The organism is Idiomarina abyssalis, assembly GCF_019797805.1.
Lineage (GTDB): Bacteria > Pseudomonadota > Gammaproteobacteria > Enterobacterales > Alteromonadaceae > Idiomarina > Idiomarina abyssalis.
Window position 1 is genome coordinate 1,726,055 of record NZ_CP081832.1, and the last position, 22,561, is coordinate 1,748,615.

Genomic DNA, 22,561 nt, shown 5'->3' on the forward strand with positions numbered 1-22,561 from the left:
ACAAATGCAGGACAACAATTATGAAATCCGCTCCTGACTGGATCACACATCCGGATACACCTTATTTGCTCATCGATGAAGCTAAATTAAAAAGTAACATTGGCTATCTTAAGCAACGGGTTGAGTCTCTGGGCAGTCATTTACGCCCACATTTAAAAACTCTACGTACTCTGGAAGCGGCTGAATACCTACTCGATAGTAAGAATGCTCCGGCTACAGTATCAACCTTAGCTGAGGCAGAAGCCTACGCGAAGGCAGGTTATACCGATTTACTCTATGCCGTCGGCATAGCTCCCGAGAAACTCAAACGAGTAGCCGCACTAAGACTGCAAGGTATTCACCTGCATATTCTGATAGACAATATGGTGCAGGCGCAGGCCGTTTCCGATTTTGCTGACCAGTTCGGGCAAGACTTTTCCGTTTTCATCGAAATAGACAGTGATGACCACCGTGGTGGTATTAAGCCGGGAGACCCGCAATTGTTAACCATTGCCAAAGAACTTGGCGCTCATTTCACCGGTTTAATGACCCACGCCGGTGGCTCGTACGCCTGCAATACGGAACAAGGGGTAAAAAACTTCGCCAAACAAGAATGCGATGCCGTTAGAGTTGCTCAGGACAACCTTCAGGCGGCTGGCATTAGCTGCGCTATAACCAGCGTTGGTTCAACGCCGACAGCGCATTTTGGCGACGACTTTAGTGACATTAGTGAGGTCAGAGCCGGCGTTTACACCACCTTTGACTTAGTTATGAAAAACATCGGCGTGTGCGGCTTTTCGGACATAGCCATGTCGGTAGTCACAACAGTCATTGGCCACAACAAAGAAAAGAATTGGTTGCTGACCGACAGCGGCTGGATGGCCCTGTCGCGTGATCGCGGTACAGCAGGCCAGAGCCAGGACTTTGGCTACGGACAAGTCTGCAGAGCAGATGGCTCACTGCTGGACGGCTTGTGCGTTAACAGCACCTCGCAAGAGCACGGTGTCATTGAGTTAACCGAAGCTTACCAACCAGAAGACTTTCCTGTTGGCCATCAGCTGCGCATTTTACCTAACCATGCCTGTGCCACTGCGGCTATGCATCCGGTTTACCACGTATTAATGAGTGACGGTTCGCATAACACCTGGCAACGCATTATTGGCTGGTAGGTTCTCCCCTAAAGGTTTTTCGCCACTCACTTGGGGAGACATTAAATTGCGCTTTAAAATGATTCCGTAATGAAAGAGCTGAGTTGAAACCGCATTGGCTCGCAATGACTTCAATTGACAAGTCGGTCGACTCCAGAAGATCCTGGCTAAGACGTAAGCGTTCGTTCACCAACCAATCTCCAACTGACATGCCGGTAGCTTTCTGAAACTGCCGACTGAATGTGCGGCGAGTCATCATGACACGTTCAGCCAACTCATCCAGGCTGTGGCTTTCTCCCAACTTCAGCCTTAAATAGTCTAGCAGTTGGTTAATACGGCTATTGGGTGTCGACTTTGGTACCGGTCTGTCAATAAATTGTGCCTGCCCGCCGTTACGATAAGGCGGTATCACCATACGTCGCGCCACTTTATTGGCAACTTCGCTGCCGTATTGCTGGCGTACCAAATATAAACAGCAATCAAGTCCCGCACCGGTTCCGGCCGATGTGACGATATTTCCACTGTCCACATAAAGTGAATTAGAATCCAGAGTTACATCTGGAAAACGCTGCTGAAAGTCCTGCTCAAATTCCCAGTGCGTTGAAGCTTTCTTGCCAGAAAGCAGACCCGCATAAGCCAAAACATAAGTGCCCAGACACAAGCCCACAATCTGTGCACCCCGGTCGTAGGCTTTTCTCAATTCATCCAGCAATGGCTGAGGAGGACGTTCCGCCGGGTTTCGCCAAAAGGGCACAATGACAATGTCCGCACTTCTTAACCCGGTAACATCATATTCAGGCGTTATTTGAAGCCCCGCATTCGACTTAAGCTCCCCAACGTCGCCGGCGCAGACCCTTAAATCAAAAAGAGGCTGCTCCGGCATAATGTCTTTAAAAATAATGCAGGGGACAGAAAAGTGAAATGAGCTGAACTGATTAAATGCCACTAAAGCAACCACTGGGGCAACAACTGGCTGTTTCATAACTGTCCCTCTGAAAAACGTTTAAAAACTATAACTTTCACCGTCTTCCGGTACCAACACTGAATTAGTAATATTCTTTTCTACTAAAAATTGACGCAACTCCACGCGCGATAACGCGGCGTGATTCACCGATTCCATATGGCTGGCAATTAATACCGCTTCCGGCGCCGCCTTATAAACCTGGTAAACGTCTTCTTTATCCATAATAATGGAACCTAACTGAGGTATCTGAGCATCTCCGGCGTTCAGTATAACTACCTCTGGTTGGTATTGTTTCAAGCTATTTTCAACATAAGCGTTCCAGACCGTGTCACCCGCCAAATAAAGCGTCTTTTCCCCATCATGCTTAAAGACAACACCGCAAACCTCACCCAATACATCCTTGGCCATCGACAAAGTCACATCACTGCCATGCTGGCCCGGTGTTTTGTGTAATGCCATGCCTTCAAACTCAGTATTTTCCGTGAGTATTTGAAGGTTCATGAAGCCTTGCTCTTTAAGCACATGAGCATCCGCTTCGTGCTGCACGAAAATCAGCTTGTCCTTCGGAATGCTCTGCACTGCCACTTCATCCCAGTGATCAGGATGAGTATGTGTGACAATCACCGCATCCACATCTAGAATTTCATCCATCGACAAGGGCAAACCAATAGTAGGATTACGCAAATGGCTGTTTAGCGTGCCTTCAAAACCAGGGTAGCGCCCTTTCTCCGCCAGCATAGGATCAATTAAAAAGGTTTTTCCGGCAAAAGTAAGTTTTAGTGTCGCATTACGAATTTGTGTAAATTTCATCATAGTCTCCGTTGTTGTTAACGGAAGCTATTGTTATCAATAAACACGACAAAGAAGAGTGGCCTGATGGACATTTAACGATATAATCGGGACAGCCTCAATTGTTCTTATCATAATTACCTGTAATACTTATTACCAACAATAATAAAAAGGAAAAGGAGTTCGCTATGCTAGTAAGAATCACAATGTTCGTTTGCGCACTATTCATGGCAGCTACATTGCAGGCCGAGGAGTTTAGCGAGAACAGGCACTACGAAGTTTTAGATAACCCGGCTTCGACAACGCCTGAAATTATTGAGTACTTCTCTCTTTATTGCATGGCCTGTTACCGTTTCGAGCCCATCGCAAAAGAACTTGCCGCTACATTTCCTGAAGCCTTTAAGAAGTCACACACGTCAGGGTTGAGCCCTAAACCGGGCATGGGCAGCAAAATGACCCAAGCCTATTCATTAGCCTTAATGCTGGGCAAAGAGCAAGCCATTAGCGAGCATATTTTTGAACAGCAATTCGGGCAACGTCGGTCGATTGATACCCAGGAAAAAATTAAAGATATTTTTATTCAGGCCGGCATTTCTGAAGATGACTTTAAACGTGGCTTCAATAACTTCTCGGTAAAAGCCCGCGCAAAACAAATGGATAAAGACGCTCGTGATAAAAACATCACTAGCACCCCAACACTTATCGTGAACGGCAAATACAAAATTCTGATGAATGGCTTCCGCAACAGCGATGATCTTATTGGTGACCTGAAGCTCGTCATCGAGCAGTTAATGAGCAAGTCTTCATAAAAATAAATAAGGGGAAAGCTACAAGCTCTCCCCTTCGTTTTATAAAATCAACCGTGGCAGTGCCTTAATTCTCAGCACTAACTTGTATTCCGGAAAAGCTTGACTGATTCAAGTCACTCATATGATGGCTTAAACGCCAGTAGTAGATTAAGCTTATCAAGACTAAAGCGGCAAAGTCATAACCCGTAAACCCATAACCGGCATCACTGATAAAGATATCGCGGAAAATTGAAGCAACAAGGGCCAGAAGTATTACGAGCGGAAGTAGACGTATGAATAAAACCCAACTGAGCGAGACATAACGCTCCAGAAACTCTCGTCCATCACGTCCGCCATTAGATTTATAAGCAACAGCGGTTCCGAATACCACACAAACTAGCTCACCCCAGAGTGACGCTTTGTCCCAGACCGTTGTATTATCTCCCCAAATACCAACTGGCAGTGTGAACAAAACCAACATTAAGACTAAGTAGTAAAAGGCTTGAGTTTGACTGAAACGTCCCTGAAGAAAGTCCCTTTTCAGTGCATCAATATTCCAAAAGTACATATTAACTCCCTAGATTAAACTTATCTAAGGAGGCTAATATCAATATGTTAGAAGGTCACGCCTCAAATTGTTAAATTTTGTAACATAAGAGCATGAGCATTGAAGTCAGTGAACCACTTCAGTGGTTACTTCAATAATTCCGAGATCCAGATCGGCTATTTCACTAAATGCGGAACGTGACAGATCGATGACCCTGCCATCAATAAACGGTCCCCGGTCATTAATTTTGACCACAACACTTTTATTGTTAGCAATATTGGTTACACGGACTTTAGTTCCAAACGGTAAGGTTCGATGAGCCGCCGTACTTGAAAAGTGGTTATAACGTTCGCCGCTTGCGGTCGTTCTGAATTGGTATTTCATGGCATAATAAGAGGCTTTTCCGGACTCTGTGGTACCAACTAAGTTTTGAGGACTTTCAGCGGGAATCGAAGTACACCCTGCAAGCGCCAGCATAAAAATGCCAACGCCAAGGGTTAATCGTTTATGTGGATACTGGTTTTTTGTTTTCATTCCTCAATTTTACTGAGTTTCGAAAACACTGTCCGTTAAGAAAATAAAAAGACGTGTAAAGAATTACACACTGACCTGAAAGGCTTCCCGCACCGTAGGGTACTCAAATTCAAAACCATGGCTGCGCAACTTATCGGGCACCACAGCCTGACCTTTAAGCAGCATCGACGACACTTCCCCCAGACCTAACTTGAGCACAAAACCCGGTACTCTCATAAAGTGCGGTTTATTCAGTACCGACGCCAGAGTACGGCTAAAGGCTTCATTAGTAACGGGCCCCGGAGCGGTCATGTTAACTGGCCCCGACAAATTGTCGTGTTCCAGCAGATACTGAATCGCGCGGATCATATCCTCAAGCTGTATCCACGACATCATCTGATCACCATCGCCCAAAGGGCCACCTAAGCCAAACTTATATGGAAAAAGCATTTTGGCCAGGGCGCCCTCGCCTTTTGCCAGAACCACACCGGTGCGTAGCAGAACCACGCGGGTTGCATCCTCTGCAGCTAAAGCCCGACGCTCCCATTCCTGACATAAGGTCACCGCAAAGTCAGTATGCTTAGGGCTCTCGTTCTCATCTACGGGCTGAGCGTCACGCGGGCCATAGTAGCCAATAGCGGAACCACTCAGAAATACCTTAGGAGGCGTTTCTGCGGCCTTGATCATAGCCGCCAGCTTTTCGGTAACCTGCCAGCGGCTGTCTTTTAATGCCTGTTTGCGGGAATCGCTCCAACGCTTATCCGCAATGCCTTCCCCTTGTAGATTAATAACGGCTTCAAATTGACCAATATCCGTTACTTCGTCCACCGAAGAAAGCAAAGTGACATCCTCACCCAAGGCCTTTTTTGCGCGTTCCTTGTTGCGGGTAGTGACCGTAAACTGATGCTCACTTCGGTACTTGCGAATAAACGCTGAGCCAATAAGCCCGGTACCACCTGTCATTAAAATGTTCATTGGTCACCTCCCTATTTTGTTAAGTCAGCTTGCGTATTAACTGAGCGGTATTTCTCTGAATAAGTCGGTAGCAGGATAAGCGGCCTAAAACAGCAACCACTACGGCACCAAATGCCGGCCCTAACAGCCACAACTTCCAGTGAATAACCGGCGTCATGTTAAACACCTGGTTCTGCAGTATGAACAGTGATATCTCCATTGCCAAAGTTGCTATCAGTCCACTAATGGCACCTAACACCAAAAACTCATAAGTAATACTACGGCTCAGTAATTTACCCGGTGCCCCCAGTGTTCTTAGAATAACTAATTCTTTCTGGCGCTCTTCCATACTCGCCTGAACTTGCGCTACCAGCACTAAAGCGCCAGCAATGATCACAAGTACCAATACAAACACAATCGCTAAGCTCACCTGCCCAATCACTTCCCGTATTTGATCTATCATGGCATCCAAATCAATTAAAGATGCCTGTGGGAAAGGCTTGAACAACTCATACAGGTCACTTTTACGTTCTTCATCCAGTCTGAAACTGGTGATATAAGTCGCCGGAAAATCTTCCAGAGTCGAGGTATTGAAGATCATGTAAAAGTTTGGCTGCAAGGTATTCCAGTCAGCTTTACGCAAGCTGGTCACCGGTACAGTGAATTCTTCGCCACCTAAGTTAAAGCGTAGTTCATCACCGACTTTAATATCCAGTCGTTCTGATACATTCAGCTCCACCGAGACCTGAGGTTCGGCATTGTCGCCCCACCACTCTCCTGCGGTAAGTACGTTGTTAGGAGGCAAACTGTCACGCCAGGTTAAAGAGAGCTCTCTGCCTATGCCTTCACGACCGTCATTTTCTGACGCATCTTCATCAGAGACTTCCTCGTCACGATCCTCTTTGGTAACTTCGTCCTCGAGTTTCTCCCCGTTAATATGGGTTAAACGTCCCGGCACAATAGGATAGAGATCGGTCGACGGAATATTTTCCCGCTCGAACATTGACTGCATGTCATCAACGTTATCTTCAGCAATGTTAATTGCGAAATAATTTGGCGCATCGGCAGGTAGCTGACGTTTCCAGTCTTCCAGTAAATCGTTCCGTAGAACAATGACAAGCAGCAACAGCATAATGGCCGTTGAAAAGCTCAGCATTTGAACGCTATTTGCTGCCGCCCGACGTTGCAGGCCAGCCATTGCCAGTCGCCAGCTGCTGCCTGCCTGCATACCCGCTTTACGGCTGGCTGAAATAAACAAACGACCCAGCCCCAGTAAAATAACAGCAGCAACTGCGCCACCGGCAAACAAGGCCGTGGAAAGCCACCATTGCTGACTGTAAATCACCAGCAGTGCGTAAATGGTTCCGCCACTCAGTACCCATTGCAACCAACGCACCGCATTACCAGCCGTCAATTGACGGTGCAATACGCGTAGCGGTGGAATTGATACCAACCTGAATAATGGATACAGGGTAAACATAACCGCACTGATAACACCGGTCGCTCCGGCTAATGCGTAGGGCTGCCATCCGGCTTGAGGTAAGGTCGCATCCAGTTTCTGTGCCACCCATTCAATAACCACATATTGAATGGCCCAGCCAAGCGCCATACCCACCGCCACACTGGCAGCTGTAAGCAATAACAGGTGAAGTAAAAAGATACGTCGTATCTGCTGGCGACTGGCCCCTAAGGTTTTGAATATGGCAACCACATCGTAATTTCTCTGACAATAGCGCTGCGCTGCTACTGCCACCGCTGTTGCAGCCAGTACCACACCGAGCAGGCTGGCCAGCATCATAAAACGCTCAGCACGATTCAAAGAACGCGACAACGGACTGTCACCATCTTCTATACTGCGCCAGCTATGCGTGTCGTCATTCAGGCGTGGTAGCAACCAGTCTTCATAGGCAGTAATGTCGCTGTTGTCACCCGCCATTAACACATTAAAACGCACTCGGCTGCCGGGCTGGATCAAGCCCGTTTCTTCCAGTTGTGAGTGGCGAATAATAACGTTTGGACTATCAGTAAATACTGAAAAACCAACGTCCGGCTCATAGGTAACAACTTTCGTTACTTTAAAGCTGCTGTTGCCAACCTCAATGTCATCGCCGATATCTAACTGCAGCGCCTGAAATAACTGAGAAGCGACCCAGGCCTCACCTTCTGCAGGCAAACCTTCGGCCACATAACCTTGCCCAAAAGGTTCATCAGCAATTTCCAGCTGACCTCGTAACGGGTAGCCATCGCTTACCGCCTTAATATCCACCAGGGTCATGTTCTCATCAGCAAACGCCATTGAGTTGAACACAACTTTCCAGGAGGTTTTCAAATTCATTTGCCCGGCTTGCTCTAACCACTCTTGCGGTATATCTCTCCGCGAGCTCAATACTCTGTCGGCAGCAAGAAACTCACTACTACGCTCAGTTAATCCAGCCTGTAATCGATCGCTGAAAATGGACAGTGACAACACGGCAGTGACTGACAAAATAATTGCCAGCGCCATAATTGTCAGCTCACCTCGTTTCAGCTCATGCTTCAGCAAACGAAACGAAATTTTATGCCACATCCTGAGCTGCCTCCGATAACTGCCCTGCATCCATTTGCAACACGCGCTGACAGCGCTTTGCAAGCCGTTGATCATGAGTTACCACAATCAGCGTGGTGCCATAATCCTTGTTTAAATCAAATAACAGCTCTTCGACTTTTCCACCGGTTTTCGCATCGAGGTTACCCGTTGGTTCATCGGCAAAAAGAATCTTCGGTTGTCCGACAAAGGCTCTGGCAATAGCTACTCGCTGCTGCTCGCCACCAGATAATTGATTTGGATAGTGATGCCAGCGATCTTCCAGCCCAACCTTCGCCAGTAATTCTCTGGCTTCTTTCTCTGCGCCTTTATGTCCGGCCAGCTCTGCCGGGAGCATAACGTTCTCTAAGGCACTTAAACTAGGTACCAGCAGGAACGACTGAAAAATGAATCCGACTTTGTCAGCACGAACTTTTGCGCGCTGCTCCTCATCCAATTCGCTTAATTTTTCGTTCTCTATAAGAACCTCTCCGGAGGATGCGAGGTCTAAACCCGCCAGTAGTGACAATAGCGTCGACTTACCGGAACCCGAAGCGCCGACAATGGCTACGGTGTCACCGGCATTGATACTGACGTTAATTGGCTGCAGAATCTGTAATGGACCCTCAGAGGTGTCTACGGTTTTTTCCAGTTGTTGAGCTTGAATGAGCATAAGATGAAAAACTTCCTTTTGAAAACGTGTTTATTTTTAGCGCTGTTGTTGGTTATACGCAGCGTTTCCGCAAATGTCTCACTTGTTGTTTTAGGTGACAGCTTAAGCGCCGGTTATGGGCTTTCTCAGGAACAAACCTGGGTTGCCGAGTTAGATCGTCGCTGGGAGAGCTCTCACCCCGATATAAACATCATTAACGCCAGTATTAGTGGCGAGACCACTCGTGGTGGTTTGCGCCGCTTAGAAGGCGTTTTAGAGCGTCACAAGCCCGACGCTTTATTTATCGAGCTAGGCGGTAATGATGGCCTTCGTGGGTTCGACCTAAACACAGTTCGCTCGAATTTAAAACAAATCATCGACCAGGCGCAGAAACAAGGCGTTAAAGTCGGCTTAAGTCAGGTTATGGTACCACCTAACTATGGCCAACGTTTTGCAGAACAGTTCCGCCAAGTATTTGAAGAGGTTGCAAAAGAAGAAAATGTAACGCTGATACCATTTTTCATGGAAGAGATAGCCACCAATGCCGATTACGTGCAGGACGATGGTATTCATCCCACCGCTGAAGCCCAGCCAAAGATAGCTGATTTTCTGGAGCCTTATTTGCTGGAGTTGGCGAAGTAGTGAAAGCCAGAAACAAAAAAACCGCCTGCGGGCGGTTGATTTAAGTGGCGTCCCCTAGGGGATTTGAACCCCTGTTACCGCCGTGAAAGGGCGGTGTCCTAGGCCACTAGACGAAGGGGACCCATGGACTTAATTCTTAAGTGTTTAAAAGTAATGGCGTCCCCTAGGGGATTTGAACCCCTGTTACCGCCGTGAAAGGGCGGTGTCCTGGACCACTAGACGAAGGGGACGCAGTTATTACTTTTTACACTTCAGTATTTGAATGGCGTCCCCTAGGGGATTTGAACCCCTGTTACCGCCGTGAAAGGGCGGTGTCCTGGACCACTAGACGAAGGGGACGCAACCAAATACTTATTACTACCAGTGTGCTTTACCAAAACAACTTGGTGGAGCTAAGCGGGATCGAACCGCTGACCTCTTGCATGCCATGCAAGCGCTCTCCCAGCTGAGCTATAGCCCCGCACTAAACAGTCTCAGACTGCCCTGACAGCGGGGCGCATTCTATTGTGACCTGAGCTAATGTGTCAACTATTTTTTCTAAAAATACTGTTGTTTGAGCATTTTTATTGCAGTTTGCTCAGTAATTCATCAAATCTTAACCACGAACCGCTTTTGGCAGTTTTTGATGGTAAACGTGGTAAACCTGCTCCAATCCTTCCCGGCTCGAAACCGATACATTCATATCATTGACTAAGCCGTTATCCAACCGATAAACCCAACCATGTATCGTCAATGGCTGATCTTTATCCCAGGTTTCCTGAACAACATTGGTTTTTGCCAGATTTTTAACCTGCTCCACCACGTTTAACTCACACAAGCGATCAAGTTGGTCATTTTCATTCAACCGCTCTAACTCTTCTGCATGCTCACGGTAAACGTCGCGAATAGGATACAGCCAATGGTCAACCAAACCATGGGGTTTACTCTCAATTGCAGCCTTCACACCACCACAACCGTAATGACCAACAACAAGAATATGCCGTACTTTAAGCGCTTCAATAGCGAATTGAATAACTGATAAGCAGTTAAAGTCTGTCTGAATGACCTGGTTTGCCACATTTCTATGAACAAAGAGTTCACCCGGCGCCATGCCGACAATTTCATTTGCCGGAACCCGGCTGTCAGAACAACCTATCCACAAGTACTCGGGAGACTGCTGACCCACTAAACGTTTGAAAAAATCAGGATCTTTTTTTACCTGCTCTTCTGCCCACGCTTTGTTATTTTCAATCAAGTGTTTTATATCTGGCATTATTTATCCCATGGTCCCGGTAGCCTGATAAGACGCTTCCACCAAATTTTAGGCATCGTTAATCCTATATAGAGGTCAAAGCTTCTATATAAACAAAGTGGAGAGAACTAAAGGCTATTGTAACCAGAATTGCACTGAATTTGGCAAAGGATTTTATTCAGATTTTTGCGCTAGATAAAACCAGCGGAGAAAAGTGGGCAGTCAGTCACTCAGGTTTTATTGAATTCCTGAGCACTCCAACTGACTGCCGTTATAAAAATGACAAAAAGAGAATTACCACTCGATAACCACGGGCTGCTTTAAATAGGGATTGTCGTGAGCACGTAAACTCTCTTTCATGGCCTCTTCCGAGTTCAGACCGTGATCAACACTACCATCGCCATAACGCAGAGCAAATGGCTGATTAAAAGGCCGTGAGCGGACATGCTCGTAAAGTTCTTTAAATGTATAACAGGTTACTCCGTTAGCTGGCGTTATTCTGCTGTTACTTGGCATAACTCACCTCCTGCATTCAGCCGATACAGATTGATCCACTGCTGCTGAAATAATTCGTTAAACGCGGTAGCACCAGCTAACGCACGCTGAATGGTGGCTTCATCGGCTTCAATAATCACCTGCAGCCTTACCGGTCTGTGTACAAAGTCACTACCATCGTGCACCGACTGCCAGGCCAGTCCCTGACGTAAGTCACCACCATTTCCCTCGAAAATACCAATGTCATTCGCGACCCGGTTGTGCAGCAATTTATTGCCACTACCCAGCTGTTTCGGATCAGTCACCGAGCAGTAGTACTGCCAGTTTATCCAGTTGGCGACCAGTCCCGGGGCACTCAACAGTTGTGTCAGCAATGCCCCTTTAGGGTCACGCTCGCTGCAGTAGTCATGCAAAAAGTTACTGCCGACCGTTTCCGAGGACGTTAATCGGCTAGCTCGTCCGAAAAACAGCACATTATTATCGGCTAACCCCCACTCCGGACGTAGCTCCGCCCAATGGTTCGCCTGCTTTTTAAGCTGTTTAGCTGGCCCATCGGTCGACGTGGTTAATGCCTCTGTGGCATTGCTGAATAAACACTTAACCTGATCCGGTACGGAATCTGATAACCACACCACCTGGTCGGTTACTGTTTCATGCAGAGCTGAATAGAATCGAGTATCCGCGGGGATCTGAACTCCCCGGTCAACGAGATGCTTCCGAATTTCACCATCGTTTAATAAACGGGTTAGTACACGGGCACTCAAGGCTCCCGACTGGCCACCACAAGCCCCGCAGTTAAGGCCAGCACGCTGAGCATTATTGCTGTGATGTGAACCGTGCCCAACCAGAACCACGTACTTCCCGAACGAGTCGAACTGCATTCCCGCCAATGCCTGCTCGCATAAGCTCACCAAAGACTCTACTGACGCCTGACCATCAGCCTGAAAAATAGCGCTGCCGGAAACGGCAGTGTCGTCGGCAGTTGCCAATTTTCCGGGCGCGCCGGTCAGCAACTCTTTCAATTTGCCAAGTCCGAGTGCTTCAACGCCACTGAACATCGAAACGGGCGTATTAAACAGGTTACTGAGTAATGACATAACCGAATGCTTACGCTCCGGTGCCTTAACGTAATAGGCTGGCTGCAACAGACCTGGCGCATGGGGAACGTCCTGCTCCTTCATCTGAACCGCCAAAGGCACACCAAAAAAGCCGGCAAAGCCTTTGCTTTGTGTACTTACCCCCAAGCGCTCCCCTGCTTGTTCTAGCGCACGACGATAACGCTCAGAGCGCACATCGATACAAAACACCGCCTGCACCACTGAGGTTTCATTCGCGGCCTTATCTGAGTTTTCGGGGCTAAATTTCAGTGTCTTCAACTGCGAGCGTTCATAAGCCGCCTGCCACTGCCACAGAACGTCGTTATATTCTTCAATATGGGACACTTGCCCTGCACAGTTTTCTATCTGCGTCGCAAGCGCTTGCTGCAACTGCTGATAAACAGCCGTGTTGGTCCGCTCAGCCAGTTGCCAGAGAATGTACTCCCAGGCCAGTCGAATGCATAACAACTCAAATACCCACTGACTCTGCTGGCGGGCGTCCTGATAAGCCATAGCTGCGGCCCAGCCCCACAGGTCACTGATAAGAGCCTGGCAGTAACAGCGCAGTGCATAATCCGACGCATCGGTTAAAAAACTCGCCTGACAGACGCTAATAAGCTCATGCGGATCATCCGGGAGCTCCGCAAATAAATCGTTTAAATCGGCCTCGTCCATCAGGGTTTCAATACCGCGGTCAGCACGGGATATCGTCAACCAATGTTGATACAACGAGCTGTCCTTACCCGCTTGCTGGAAGCGTGTAGGAAACTGCATGAACAAGCCGCAGGTCTGGCTAATTTGCAGCACCACTTCGTCATTCCAGCGCATTTTTCGGCGACGCTGCTGATATTTATCCACCCACTGGCTTAGGTTTCGCCATTGCGGCAGCAACTCACGGGACTGAGTTCGTTGCTCCAGCTCCCGCACCATGTCTTCGGTCACTAACTCTGGGGCAATTTGATTCTGCTGCCACTGCTGCCAATAGAAGTCGGGGCTCATTAGCAGTCGACTCCCCGCACAGTAACGCCAATGTGCAGCGACACCGCTAACCGGTTGCTGGCGATAGTGCCAGAAAGGGTTAACCGCTATCCATTGAGACAAGGGCCACTGCGGCGCAATGGACTGACTGACCTGTTCCGCGATAGACACAAAACGACTGACGGTGATCATAAGCGCCCCTCTTGTCGGCTACGACGTTGGTAATAACGAATGGGATGACTGGGCCACAACCACAACACCAGCCGCGTCAGCCACTCATCCAAATAAAGTCCGGCGTTCAAAGTGATGAACCAGCGTTGGCTCAGACGACGCGATGGCGTGTGATGCACCAGCCAATAGGTAAAAGCGAAGATATTGAACAGCAGGGTAATAATCGGTTCCAGCAGTAAACTGTTAAACGGAGGTTGCGGCTCCACAACTTGTTGTACCAGCGCACCAAGAAGCAGATAAGCAGCTATCGCCAGCACTGAAACAGCAAATCGCAACAGCCATTGGTGGAGATTCATCCAAATAGTCGCTAACGCCATGGCTAATAGAGCCGACGGTAACCACTTCGGATCACCCAGTAACCACCAACAGGTAGCAGCAATGAGTGCCTGAAAAATCAGAAAGACCAGGCTCACCCGTAATATTGAGCGCGCCTGAGGCTGTTTAATGACAGCAACTTCGCTGACCGATAAGAAGGCATGAGCTTTGTAAACCGAGTGTGCAACCAGGTGAAGCAAGGCTAAGTCGTAGTATCCCAAACCTATTTCCAGCAGCATCAGACCCATTTGCGCACAGGTTGACCATGCCAGACGCACCTTGATGCTGATACGTGTTGCCATAATTAATGCAGCAAAACAGCACGAGGCAGCCGAGACCAGGCACAATAACCACACGGCCAGAACACTATTGCTCCATAAAGGTACGGTAACCAGCAGCAAGAAGCCGCCAAGGTTAATAATGCCTGCGTGTAATAACGCGGAAACCGGTGTCGGCGCTTCAACGACCTGAATGAGCCAGCCATGCAGGGGCAACTGAGCGCACTTTATCAATGCCGCCATAACCAGACAGACTGCCGCAATGTGCTGGGGAATACTGGTAGGTGCCGTAGCAAACTGCTTGAGTATGGTGTCTAATTGAAAGCTGCCTGTGTTGAGGTACATAAGGACAAAAGCCGTGCCTAAAAAAGCTTCTGAGCAGCGTGCCAGAATGAACTTTTTATGAGCCGCCAGTACCGCTCTGTCACGCTCAGGATAAAACATGAGCAGTCTGTGCAGTTGCAGGCTGATGCTCATCCAGGCCACAAAGAAGACCACAATGTGATTACTGACGATAAGTACAAGTACCGCTACTAAGCAGCCGACCAATTTAGAGACGAAAGAACGACGGCGCGGATCCAGCCGGAAGTTTGTGACAGCGTAGCGCGTTACTACCAGTGCTAATAAAGCCACCAGAGCCAATAACACAGGGCGAACGCCAGATAATGTCAACCATTCAGTCATTGATGCATCCTGGGTATTTTGTTTGGGGCAATTATGGGGGCGTCTTTAATGTTAAGTAAAATAGATATAAAATATAATATTGTTCTATTTTAAAGAACGGTTATTAGCAACTATGAATTACAAACATCTCTTTTACTTCTGGCATGTGGCGGAAAGTGGCCATTTAACCCAAACCGCTCAAAAACTTCATGTGTCGCAATCGGCGTTATCGGCGCAAATAAAACAGTTGGAAGAATGGTTAGGCACGCCTTTGTTTGAGCGTCAGGGGCGACAACTAGTGCTGACTCAGGCCGGGTACATTGCTCGTCAGTACGCCAACCGGATTTTTCACGAAGGTGAGAACCTGGTCAAACAACTGAAACAGGGAATGGACGGTGCAGATTTAGTGATTCGCATTGGTCACGCCTCGACCATGTCACGTAACTTTGTCGAAGCATTTATCAGCGACTTAGTGCACCAGCAGGACGTGCAATACCGGCTGCACTCAATGACCCCCGACCAGTTATTTAATGAGTTGGCTAACCATCAAATTGACCTGGCGCTGGCGAATACCAACGTACGGGGCAGTGACAAGCAATTATGGCAAAGCCGCCTGTTAGCGCGTCAGCCAGTATCCGTTATAGGGCCGCCGGGACGCGATATAGAACGCCTGACAGATGCCTCTTTACGGAACAAAAACTGGGTTCTACCACCGGAAAACATGCCCCAACGTGCGGCATTCGATATGTTAAGCGCCGAATACAAATGGCAACCACGGGTACTTGCCGAGGCAGACGATATGGCAATGTTGCGACTACTGGCGCGTGATACCGGAGCCCTGGCGGTTATTCCGGATGTTGTTGTGAGGGATGAGTTGAACAACGGGCAGTTAAAACGCTACCTGACTCTGCCCAACGTGTTCGAACACTTTTATGCGATTACTCTAAAGCGCCCTTTCGAGCATCCAATGGTGGCTCGGCTTCTCAAACGCTTTGCGTAGCCCGTTGCAAGGCAAAAGGCTACGCACTCAGTTCAGCGCGGTAACTTACGCTTTTTCACGGTTGGCAATAAACTCTAACGCAAGGTCAATACGCGCCAGAACCGTCTTTTGGGGGATAAGTTCCAGCGTTACATCTAACGAGGGAGAGTTGCCTCCACCGGTTGCTGCAACACGCAGCGGCATACCTACTTTGCCCATGCCCACGTCCAAGTCAGCCGCGGTCTGATTAATTGCCGCCTGAATATTCGCCGCACTCCACTCAGCAACAGCCCCGAGCAGTTCTTTGGCTTTTACCAGAGGCTCCTTAGCTACCGGACGTAAATGCTTTTTCGCTGCTTTCTCATCAAACTCTTCAACCGACTCAAAGAAGTAACGGCTAATGGCAGCCATTTCTTTTAAGGTTTTTACCCGATCAGCCTGCAACGACACAACTTGCTCTAGCGCCGGACCATTGCCTGTGTCCACGCCAATTTGGTCAAACTGCCATTGCAACTGCGGAGCAACTTTTTCCGCCGGTAACGTTTTCATGTAGTGCTGATTTAACCAATTAAGCTTTTCGGTATTAAACGCTGACGCTGCTTTGTTAACGTCATCCAGCTTAAAGTACTCAACCAGCTCTTCACGGCTGAATATTTCCTGGTCACCATGAGACCAGCCCAGGCGTGCTAAGTAATTCACGACCGCTTCCGGCACATAGCCGTCATCGCGATACTGCATAACACTGACCGCACCGTGACGTTTCGACAGTTTCTTACCATCGTCACCTAAAATCATCGACACGTGAGCGTACTGAGGTACCGGCGCGCCCAGAGCTTTCAGAATATTAATCTGACGCGGGGTGTTATTAATATGGTCTTCACCACGCACTACGTGAGTAATATCCATGTCCCAGTCATCAACCACCACACAGAAGTTATAAGTCGGCGTGCCGTCAGTACGGGCAATGATCAAATCATCCAGTTCGGTATTAGCGAATTCAATGCGCCCACGAATGTGATCATCAAAAACCACACTGCCGTCTTGCGGGTTACGGAAGCGGATCACGTACTTATCACCGCCGACGTCAGGATTGTCACGGCAATGACCGTCGTAACGAGGCTTTTCACCAGCCGCCATTTGCTCTTCACGCATTTTCTCTAAGCGCTCCGTTGAGCAATAGCATTTATAGGCTTTGTCTTCTTCCAGTAACTTGTCGATTAACTCTTTATAGCGCTCAAAACGTTGAGTCTGGTAATAAGGTCCGCGATCCCAGCTTAAGCCCAGCCATTCCATACCTTCTAAAATGGCATCGATAGCAGGTTGCGTTGAACGTTCACGGTCGGTATCTTCAATACGCAGCACGAACTCGCCGCCCTGTGCCTTTGCAACTAACCATGAATACAATGCCGTACGGGCACCACCAACGTGCAAATACCCAGTCGGGCTGGGGGCAAAACGCGTTACCACACTCATGTTTATTCCTTTCTTTGAAACCGGTCAATTTAATGAGCGTAAGTTTATCAAGACTGAGCGCTTGACGCATCTGCTATTCGAAGTGATTAAAATGTCAGCAAACGAACCAAAGTTAGCAATTTTTATTTGACAGTTTATATCTGCGCCCTATAATGCCACCTCGCAACGACGCAGAAGTGTCACAGTGAGAATGGTTGCTTAGCTCAGTTGGGAGAGCATCGCCCTTACAAGGCGAGGGTCACTGGTTCAAGCCCAGTAGCAACCACCACTTCTCTTCTTCCCCTTAGTTGCAGACCTTCAGGATGGTTGCTTAGCTCAGTTGGGAGAGCATCGCCCTTACAAGGCGAGGGTCACTGGTTCGAGCCCAGTAGCAACCACCATTTTTTATCCCTCAGCTTTCTATCTTTTCAGTATTAATTTTTCAGATAAATAATCCAGTAGCACCCGTACTTTAGGAATCACCTGACGATTTTCCGGATACAACGCCCATATACCATCATCCGGTTGTCGAAAATCCGCTAACACTTCCTCTAACTGTCCATTTTCCAACGACTCAGTCACGTAATAATCCGGCAACATTGCCAACCCCAAGCCTTTTATTGCGGCATCACGAAGTGCCAGACCATTGTTGCAATGCAGGTACGACTCCGGTCGCACAGTTTCCAGCTTGCCATCAACCTGAAAACGCCATTGCTTAACCGTTCCGGTAAAACAGCGATGCTCATCCAAGTCATCAATGTTTTGCGGACATCCAAATTGACTAAAATAAGCCGGTGAGCCTACGACAAAATGCCGGCGTGATCCTAGTTTCCGGGCGCGTAACCTCGGATTGCCAAGTTGCCCTAAGCGTATAGCCACATCATAACTGCCTTCAATTAAGTCGACCTGCTCGTTTGTCAGCTGTAAATCCAGACGACAATCCGCATAAACCTGCAAAAAATCATTCAACAGAGGTGCAATAAACCGCTCGCCATAGTAGACCGGTGCCGTAATGCGAATTAAACCCTGTGGCTGTTGTGTGCGCTGCTGAATGGCCTGATCGGCATCTCTCAGGCTGGCAACGAGGTGCTGGCAATGGGGTAAGTAGAGCTTTCCCTCTTCTGTTAAGCTGACACTTCGAGTTGAGCGATACAGCAGTTGCATCTGCAGCCTTTGCTCCAGCGCTGCAATATTTCGGCTTACCTGTGCCACCGACAGTCCCAATTGGTGAGCCGCTGCGGTAAAGCTATGCAATTCAGCCACTGCCGCAAATTCGCTAATTCCCTGCCAAGGCTTCATACTGCCCCATTATTTCATTAATGAAAAAGTAATTTGTAAAAACAGTAGATTACCTGCTTATGAGAAAAAGTTAAACTTAGGCTACGCTTTTACGTAATGAGACGACGAATCAAACAGTATAAGGAATCAATATGGAAACGATTAAGTCACGCGCTATGGTTGCCTGGGGTCCGGGCGAACCGCTGAAAGAAGAAACAATTGATGTTGCACCACCGAAAAAAGGCGAAGTACGCGTTCGCATTATTGCAACCGGTGTCTGCCACACTGACGCTTACACCTTGTCAGGTAAAGATCCTGAAGGCATTTTTCCTTCCGTATTAGGTCACGAAGGTGGCGGTATTGTTGAATCTGTCGGCGAAGGCGTCACTTCGGTTGAAGTCGGTGACCATGTCATTCCTTTATACACCGCAGAATGTGGTGAATGTAAGTTCTGCACCTCTGGTAAAACCAACCTGTGTCAGGCTGTTCGTGCCACTCAAGGTAAAGGTTTAATGCCGGACGGTAGCAGCCGCTTTTCAAAAGACGGCGAGACCATTTATCACTACATGGGAACCTCAACCTTCTCTGAATACACCGTTCTACCAGAAATTTCACTGGCGAAAATTCCAAAAGAAGCACCGCTTGAAAAAGTGTGCCTGCTTGGCTGTGGTGTCACCACTGGCATGGGCGCGGTTAAAAACACCGCCAAAGTGCAGGAAGGCGACACGGTTGCGGTATTTGGCCTTGGTGGTATTGGTCTGGCGGTTATCATTGGCGCGGTACAAGCTAAAGCTTCACGCATTATTGCCATTGATGTGAACGACGACAAACAAAAAATTGCCAAAGAGCTAGGCGCAACCGACTTTGTGAACCCAACCGAACACGACAAACCCATTCAGGAAGTCATTGTTGATATGACCGACGGTGGCGTCGACTTCTCATTTGAGTGCATTGGTAACGTAGACGTTATGCGCGCTGCACTTGAGTGCTGCCATAAAGGCTGGGGTGAATCTGTCATTATTGGTGTTGCCGGAGCCGGTGAAGAAATTTCTACCCGTCCGTTCCAGCTGGTTACAGGCCGTGTATGGCGTGGCAGCGCCTTTGGCGGCGTTAAAGGCCGTACCGAACTGCCTGACTATGTTAAACAATACATGGACGGTAAGTTTGATTTGGATACCTTTATTACCCATACCATGCCGTTAGAAGACATTAATAAAGCGTTCGACCTAATGCACGAAGGTAAGTCGATTCGCTCAGTCATTCATTATTAATGGAGCCAGGAATGAAACAAGTTAGCGAAACCCGCTGTTTTGGCGGTCGTCAGCTGCGCTTTGAACATGACTCTGAAGTACTGAACTGCACTACGCAGTTCAGTGTTTTTTTGCCATTACGCGCAGAGAAAACGGAGGTTCCGGCGGTCTACTTTTTATCGGGCTTAACCTGCACTGATGAAAATTTTTCCACCAAAGCCGGTGCGCAGCGAGTGGCCACAGAGCTGGGTATTGCCTTAATTATTCCCGATACCAGCCCGCGTGGAGACAATGTAGCCGACGATTCAGACGGCGCTTATGACTTAGGTTTAGGTGCAGGCTTTTACGTCAACGCGACTGAAGAGCCCTGGAAGTCGAATTATCAAATGTACGACTACATCGTGAAAGAGCTGCCGGAATTAGTCGAAGCGGAGCTGCCAATTAATGACAAGCGCGCTATTGCAGGTCATTCCATGGGCGGACACGGAGCTTTAGTTATTGGCTTACGTAACAGTGACCGCTACACCAGCATTTCTGCATTCTCGCCGATTACCAACCCAACACAATGCCCCTGGGGTGAAAAAGCCTTTAGCGCGTATTTGGGCGATGATCGCGAACAATGGAAGCAATACGACGCTGTTGAGATCATCAAATCTAAAGGTCAGACACTCCCAATTCGAGTTGATCAAGGCTTAGCTGACGGATTTTTAGAAGAACAGTTAAAACCTGAGAACTTAAAAGACGCCATTAGCGAAGTTAACGGCGGCGGTACGGTTCATTTACACGACGGTTATGACCACAGCTATTACTTCATCTCGTCATTTATCGAAGCTCAGCTTCGCTTCCATGCGAAGTACCTGACCGCGTGATACGTCATATCATACGGTAAATTTTATAACCGCCTGACGCAGCTGCTCAGTTTGTTGACGAACCTGAGTGACTGCGTCAGCGTTTGACTGTGCATCATTTGCCGCTTCCACACCAGCATCCCGAACCCGGGTAATATTTCTTGCGGTTTCGTCGACAACTGCAGACTGCTCCTCAACCGCAGTAGCAATAGAGGCCGAGCGGTCGTTAATTTTAACCAGCTCAGTATGAATGCGGTTGAATAGCTCATCGGATTCAGTAGAGTGCTGCGCACTCTCTTCACCCAGCTCATTACACTCTTGCAGGGTATTCACAATAATCTGAGTTTGCTGGTTCAGTTGACTAGTAATTGACTCTATCTCACCAATAGACTTCTGAGTACGGGAAGCCAGCGTACGGACTTCATCCGCCACCACGGCAAACCCTCGTCCCTGCTCACCTGCGCGGGCAGCTTCAATAGCCGCATTCAGCGCCAATAAGTTGGTTTGTTCAGCAATACCATTAATCACCGTCACAATTTGTGTAATAGACGCACTGCGCTCTGCCAAGGTATTCGCTTCAGTTACGCTACTGTTCAACCGTTCTGCTAAATAACGCACTTTCTCAACACCAGCCTGTACCGAGGTACTACCATGTTTCGCCTGTTCAGACAGACTGTTCACTTGCTCAGCAGTATCTTCCGCGTCATTGGCAATAGTGTGTGCCGTGCTACCCATTTCATTAATAGCAGCAGCGACCTGATCCACTTCATGCGACTGCATATCCAAGTTTTGTGAAGTATGGGTCACCGTATCAGACACTTGCTGTGTAAGGCTATTCACCGTTTCGACAGACTGGTTTATTTGCTGAATAACACTGCGGAAATAACTTAGCAGTTCATTAAAGCTATCAACTAAATCGCCAAGCTCGTCATCACGGAACTTCTCCGAGGACAACGTCAGGTCATTACTCGTCTGGACCCTTTGCATATCTTCACGCAATTGGGTCAGCGGCTGATTAATGGAACGTATCACCCAAACCAGCATTGCAATAACAATGAGTGCGATAACAGCAAATACAACGACAGGTACCCACTTCATGGTTGCCTGACGAGAGGCGAGCAATTCGCTCAGCTCTTTATCTAACTGCTCAAGCGACGCTTCCATATTGCTGGCAATAGTTCTGACCTCGCCCTTTATTCCAGACTCTTCATCAAGCCCTATTTCTTTAGAAAGAGCTGCATAACGACCAAAGTCACGGCGGTACGCATCGACTTTTTCCGCAAGTTCCGGCGTTGCAGATAGCTCTCTTTTTAATTCGTCCAGCAAGCCCTCTACCCGGCCGAGATACTTATCATCGAAGCGCAACATAAAGTCCTTTTCGCTGCGACGAACCTGCAGCAAAGTAACCAAAAGCTCAGTACGTCCGGCGGTATCAATCGCTTCTTCTAACTCATGAGTTGCTGAGCGCAGCGCGCCATAAGCACCACTATTTTCATCTAACCCACGCTGCTGAAATGCGTTGACCAAGTGCTCAAAGTTTTCGCTATAACGTTCTACCTGGCTTTCTAACTGTTCAATCAGTTGAGAGGAAGCTTTATCATCAACCAGAGCATTAAGCTGCTCAAGCCGATTGTCAGTTATGGCAGCTTGTTGAGCTAACTTCTCTGAGTAGCTCTTATCCATTCGTAACAGAAAGTCTTTTTCCGCACGGCGCAATTGCAGCAAGCTATTGTGTACGGACTCTCGAAGTTCACTCGCACGATGTAATTCACTCACTTGTGACTGGAAAAGCATCATTAAGGCAAGCAACAAAATAAAGGCCGCTGTGGCGATCAAACCAACAGAAAGAAGCTTATTACGAATTGACATAGCAAACACCCAACAATAAAAGTGGCGGAATAATAGACAGCACCTTCACATTCCGCAA

General features: G+C 48.1%; 20 protein-coding genes and 6 tRNA genes. 8 read left to right on the forward strand and 18 right to left on the reverse strand.

Going from position 1 to position 22,561, the window contains the following annotated elements; genetic code table 11:
- Window positions 1-20: 20 nt before the first annotated feature.
- Window positions 21-1,148, forward strand: coding sequence for a DSD1 family PLP-dependent enzyme (locus tag K5X84_RS08240; protein WP_222235564.1), 1,128 nt, complete (start codon window positions 21-23; stop codon window positions 1,146-1,148).
- Here K5X84_RS08240 and K5X84_RS08245 read toward each other — a convergent pair.
- Entirely contained in the window at window positions 1,135-2,109 is a 975-nt protein-coding gene (locus K5X84_RS08245) for a GlxA family transcriptional regulator (RefSeq protein WP_222235565.1), read from the reverse strand. The two genes, K5X84_RS08240 and K5X84_RS08245, sit on opposite strands and share 14 nt — an antisense overlap.
- A 21-nt stretch (window positions 2,110-2,130) precedes the next feature.
- Window positions 2,131-2,904 carry an MBL fold metallo-hydrolase gene (locus K5X84_RS08250; protein WP_244994776.1) on the reverse strand — a complete coding sequence of 258 codons (774 nt, stop codon included), beginning with the start codon at window positions 2,902-2,904 and terminating at the stop codon, window positions 2,131-2,133.
- Window positions 2,905-3,068: 164 nt separating this feature from the next.
- On the opposite strand from K5X84_RS08250, the gene K5X84_RS08255 reads away from it, so the two are divergent.
- Window positions 3,069-3,689, forward strand: a complete 621-nt coding sequence (locus K5X84_RS08255; RefSeq protein ID WP_222235566.1) for a thiol:disulfide interchange protein DsbA/DsbL — start codon at window positions 3,069-3,071, stop codon at window positions 3,687-3,689.
- A 64-nt stretch (window positions 3,690-3,753) separates the two neighbouring features.
- Here K5X84_RS08255 and K5X84_RS08260 read toward each other — a convergent pair whose 3' ends face one another.
- The 5 genes from K5X84_RS08260 to K5X84_RS08280 form a co-directional block, all read right to left on the reverse strand.
- A complete protein-coding gene (locus tag K5X84_RS08260; RefSeq protein ID WP_199494528.1) occupies window positions 3,754-4,236 on the reverse strand; it encodes a hypothetical protein in 483 nt (160 codons plus the stop codon).
- Window positions 4,237-4,341: 105 nt separating this feature from the next.
- Entirely contained in the window at window positions 4,342-4,749 is a 408-nt protein-coding gene (locus K5X84_RS08265; RefSeq protein ID WP_199494527.1) for a septal ring lytic transglycosylase RlpA family protein, read from the reverse strand.
- 63 nt (window positions 4,750-4,812) lie between these two features.
- A complete protein-coding gene (locus tag K5X84_RS08270) occupies window positions 4,813-5,703 on the reverse strand; it encodes a TIGR01777 family oxidoreductase (RefSeq protein ID WP_222235567.1) in 891 nt (296 codons plus the stop codon).
- A 19-nt stretch (window positions 5,704-5,722) separates the two neighbouring features.
- Window positions 5,723-8,248: an ABC transporter permease gene (locus tag K5X84_RS08275; RefSeq protein WP_199494525.1), complete on the reverse strand. Its 2,526-nt coding sequence runs from the start codon at window positions 8,246-8,248 to the stop codon at window positions 5,723-5,725.
- The gene (locus K5X84_RS08280; protein WP_054488463.1) at window positions 8,238-8,918 is read right to left on the reverse strand and encodes an ABC transporter ATP-binding protein; all 681 of its coding nucleotides are present in this window, start codon (window positions 8,916-8,918) and stop codon (window positions 8,238-8,240) included. Before K5X84_RS08280 ends, K5X84_RS08275 begins: the two co-directional genes overlap by 11 nt.
- Window positions 8,919-8,921: 3 nt before the next feature.
- Between K5X84_RS08280 and K5X84_RS08285 the strand changes: the two genes are divergently transcribed.
- Window positions 8,922-9,539, forward strand: a complete 618-nt coding sequence (locus K5X84_RS08285) for an arylesterase (RefSeq protein WP_054488465.1) — start codon at window positions 8,922-8,924, stop codon at window positions 9,537-9,539.
- A gap of 45 nt (window positions 9,540-9,584) precedes the next feature.
- On the opposite strand, the gene K5X84_RS08290 is transcribed toward K5X84_RS08285, so the two are convergent.
- The 8 genes from K5X84_RS08290 to K5X84_RS08325 form a co-directional block, all read right to left on the reverse strand.
- A tRNA-Glu gene (locus K5X84_RS08290) sits at window positions 9,585-9,660 on the reverse strand.
- Between the two features lie 33 nt (window positions 9,661-9,693).
- Window positions 9,694-9,769: transfer RNA gene (locus tag K5X84_RS08295), tRNA-Glu, on the reverse strand.
- A gap of 33 nt (window positions 9,770-9,802) precedes the next feature.
- A tRNA-Glu gene (locus tag K5X84_RS08300) sits at window positions 9,803-9,878 on the reverse strand.
- 45 nt (window positions 9,879-9,923) lie between these two features.
- Window positions 9,924-9,999 (reverse strand) — tRNA-Ala (locus K5X84_RS08305).
- Window positions 10,000-10,134: 135 nt separating this feature from the next.
- On the reverse strand, window positions 10,135-10,791 hold the full coding sequence (gene can, locus K5X84_RS08310) for a carbonate dehydratase (RefSeq protein ID WP_054491278.1): 657 nt from the start codon (window positions 10,789-10,791) through the stop codon (window positions 10,135-10,137).
- Window positions 10,792-11,064: 273 nt separating this feature from the next.
- The gene (locus K5X84_RS08315; RefSeq protein WP_222235568.1) at window positions 11,065-11,286 is read right to left on the reverse strand and encodes a hypothetical protein; all 222 of its coding nucleotides are present in this window, start codon (window positions 11,284-11,286) and stop codon (window positions 11,065-11,067) included.
- The gene (locus K5X84_RS08320) at window positions 11,265-13,532 is read right to left on the reverse strand and encodes a putative inorganic carbon transporter subunit DabA (RefSeq protein ID WP_222235569.1); all 2,268 of its coding nucleotides are present in this window, start codon (window positions 13,530-13,532) and stop codon (window positions 11,265-11,267) included. The genes K5X84_RS08315 and K5X84_RS08320 overlap by 22 nt, the downstream gene beginning before the upstream one ends.
- Window positions 13,529-14,848 carry an NADH-quinone oxidoreductase subunit L gene (locus K5X84_RS08325; RefSeq protein WP_222235570.1) on the reverse strand — a complete coding sequence of 440 codons (1,320 nt, stop codon included), beginning with the start codon at window positions 14,846-14,848 and terminating at the stop codon, window positions 13,529-13,531. Before K5X84_RS08325 ends, K5X84_RS08320 begins: the two co-directional genes overlap by 4 nt.
- A gap of 112 nt (window positions 14,849-14,960) precedes the next feature.
- Between K5X84_RS08325 and K5X84_RS08330 the strand changes: the two genes are divergently transcribed.
- Window positions 14,961-15,827 carry a LysR family transcriptional regulator gene (locus K5X84_RS08330; RefSeq protein ID WP_199494522.1) on the forward strand — a complete coding sequence of 289 codons (867 nt, stop codon included), beginning with the start codon at window positions 14,961-14,963 and terminating at the stop codon, window positions 15,825-15,827.
- Between the two features lie 45 nt (window positions 15,828-15,872).
- On the opposite strand, the gene gltX is transcribed toward K5X84_RS08330, so the two are convergent.
- Window positions 15,873-17,279 carry a glutamate--tRNA ligase gene (gene gltX, locus K5X84_RS08335; protein WP_222235571.1) on the reverse strand — a complete coding sequence of 469 codons (1,407 nt, stop codon included), beginning with the start codon at window positions 17,277-17,279 and terminating at the stop codon, window positions 15,873-15,875.
- 192 nt (window positions 17,280-17,471) lie between these two features.
- Between gltX and K5X84_RS08340 the strand changes: the two genes are divergently transcribed.
- Window positions 17,472-17,547, forward strand: a tRNA-Val gene (locus K5X84_RS08340).
- Between the two features lie 36 nt (window positions 17,548-17,583).
- A tRNA-Val gene (locus tag K5X84_RS08345) sits at window positions 17,584-17,659 on the forward strand.
- Window positions 17,660-17,678: 19 nt separating this feature from the next.
- On the opposite strand, the gene K5X84_RS08350 is transcribed toward K5X84_RS08345, so the two are convergent.
- The gene (locus K5X84_RS08350) at window positions 17,679-18,557 is read right to left on the reverse strand and encodes a LysR family transcriptional regulator (RefSeq protein ID WP_222235572.1); all 879 of its coding nucleotides are present in this window, start codon (window positions 18,555-18,557) and stop codon (window positions 17,679-17,681) included.
- 131 nt (window positions 18,558-18,688) lie between these two features.
- Here K5X84_RS08350 and K5X84_RS08355 point away from each other — a divergent pair, with 131 nt between their 5' ends.
- Both K5X84_RS08355 and fghA read left to right on the forward strand, forming a co-directional pair.
- Window positions 18,689-19,807: an S-(hydroxymethyl)glutathione dehydrogenase/class III alcohol dehydrogenase gene (locus tag K5X84_RS08355; protein WP_271331215.1), complete on the forward strand. Its 1,119-nt coding sequence runs from the start codon at window positions 18,689-18,691 to the stop codon at window positions 19,805-19,807.
- 11 nt (window positions 19,808-19,818) lie between these two features.
- Window positions 19,819-20,655 (forward strand): S-formylglutathione hydrolase, encoded by an 837-nt coding sequence (gene fghA, locus K5X84_RS08360; RefSeq protein ID WP_222235573.1) that lies wholly within the window; start codon window positions 19,819-19,821, stop codon window positions 20,653-20,655.
- Window positions 20,656-20,664: 9 nt separating this feature from the next.
- Here fghA and K5X84_RS08365 read toward each other — a convergent pair whose 3' ends face one another.
- Window positions 20,665-22,503 carry a methyl-accepting chemotaxis protein gene (locus K5X84_RS08365; protein WP_199494518.1) on the reverse strand — a complete coding sequence of 613 codons (1,839 nt, stop codon included), beginning with the start codon at window positions 22,501-22,503 and terminating at the stop codon, window positions 20,665-20,667.
- Window positions 22,504-22,561: the final 58 nt, after the last annotated feature.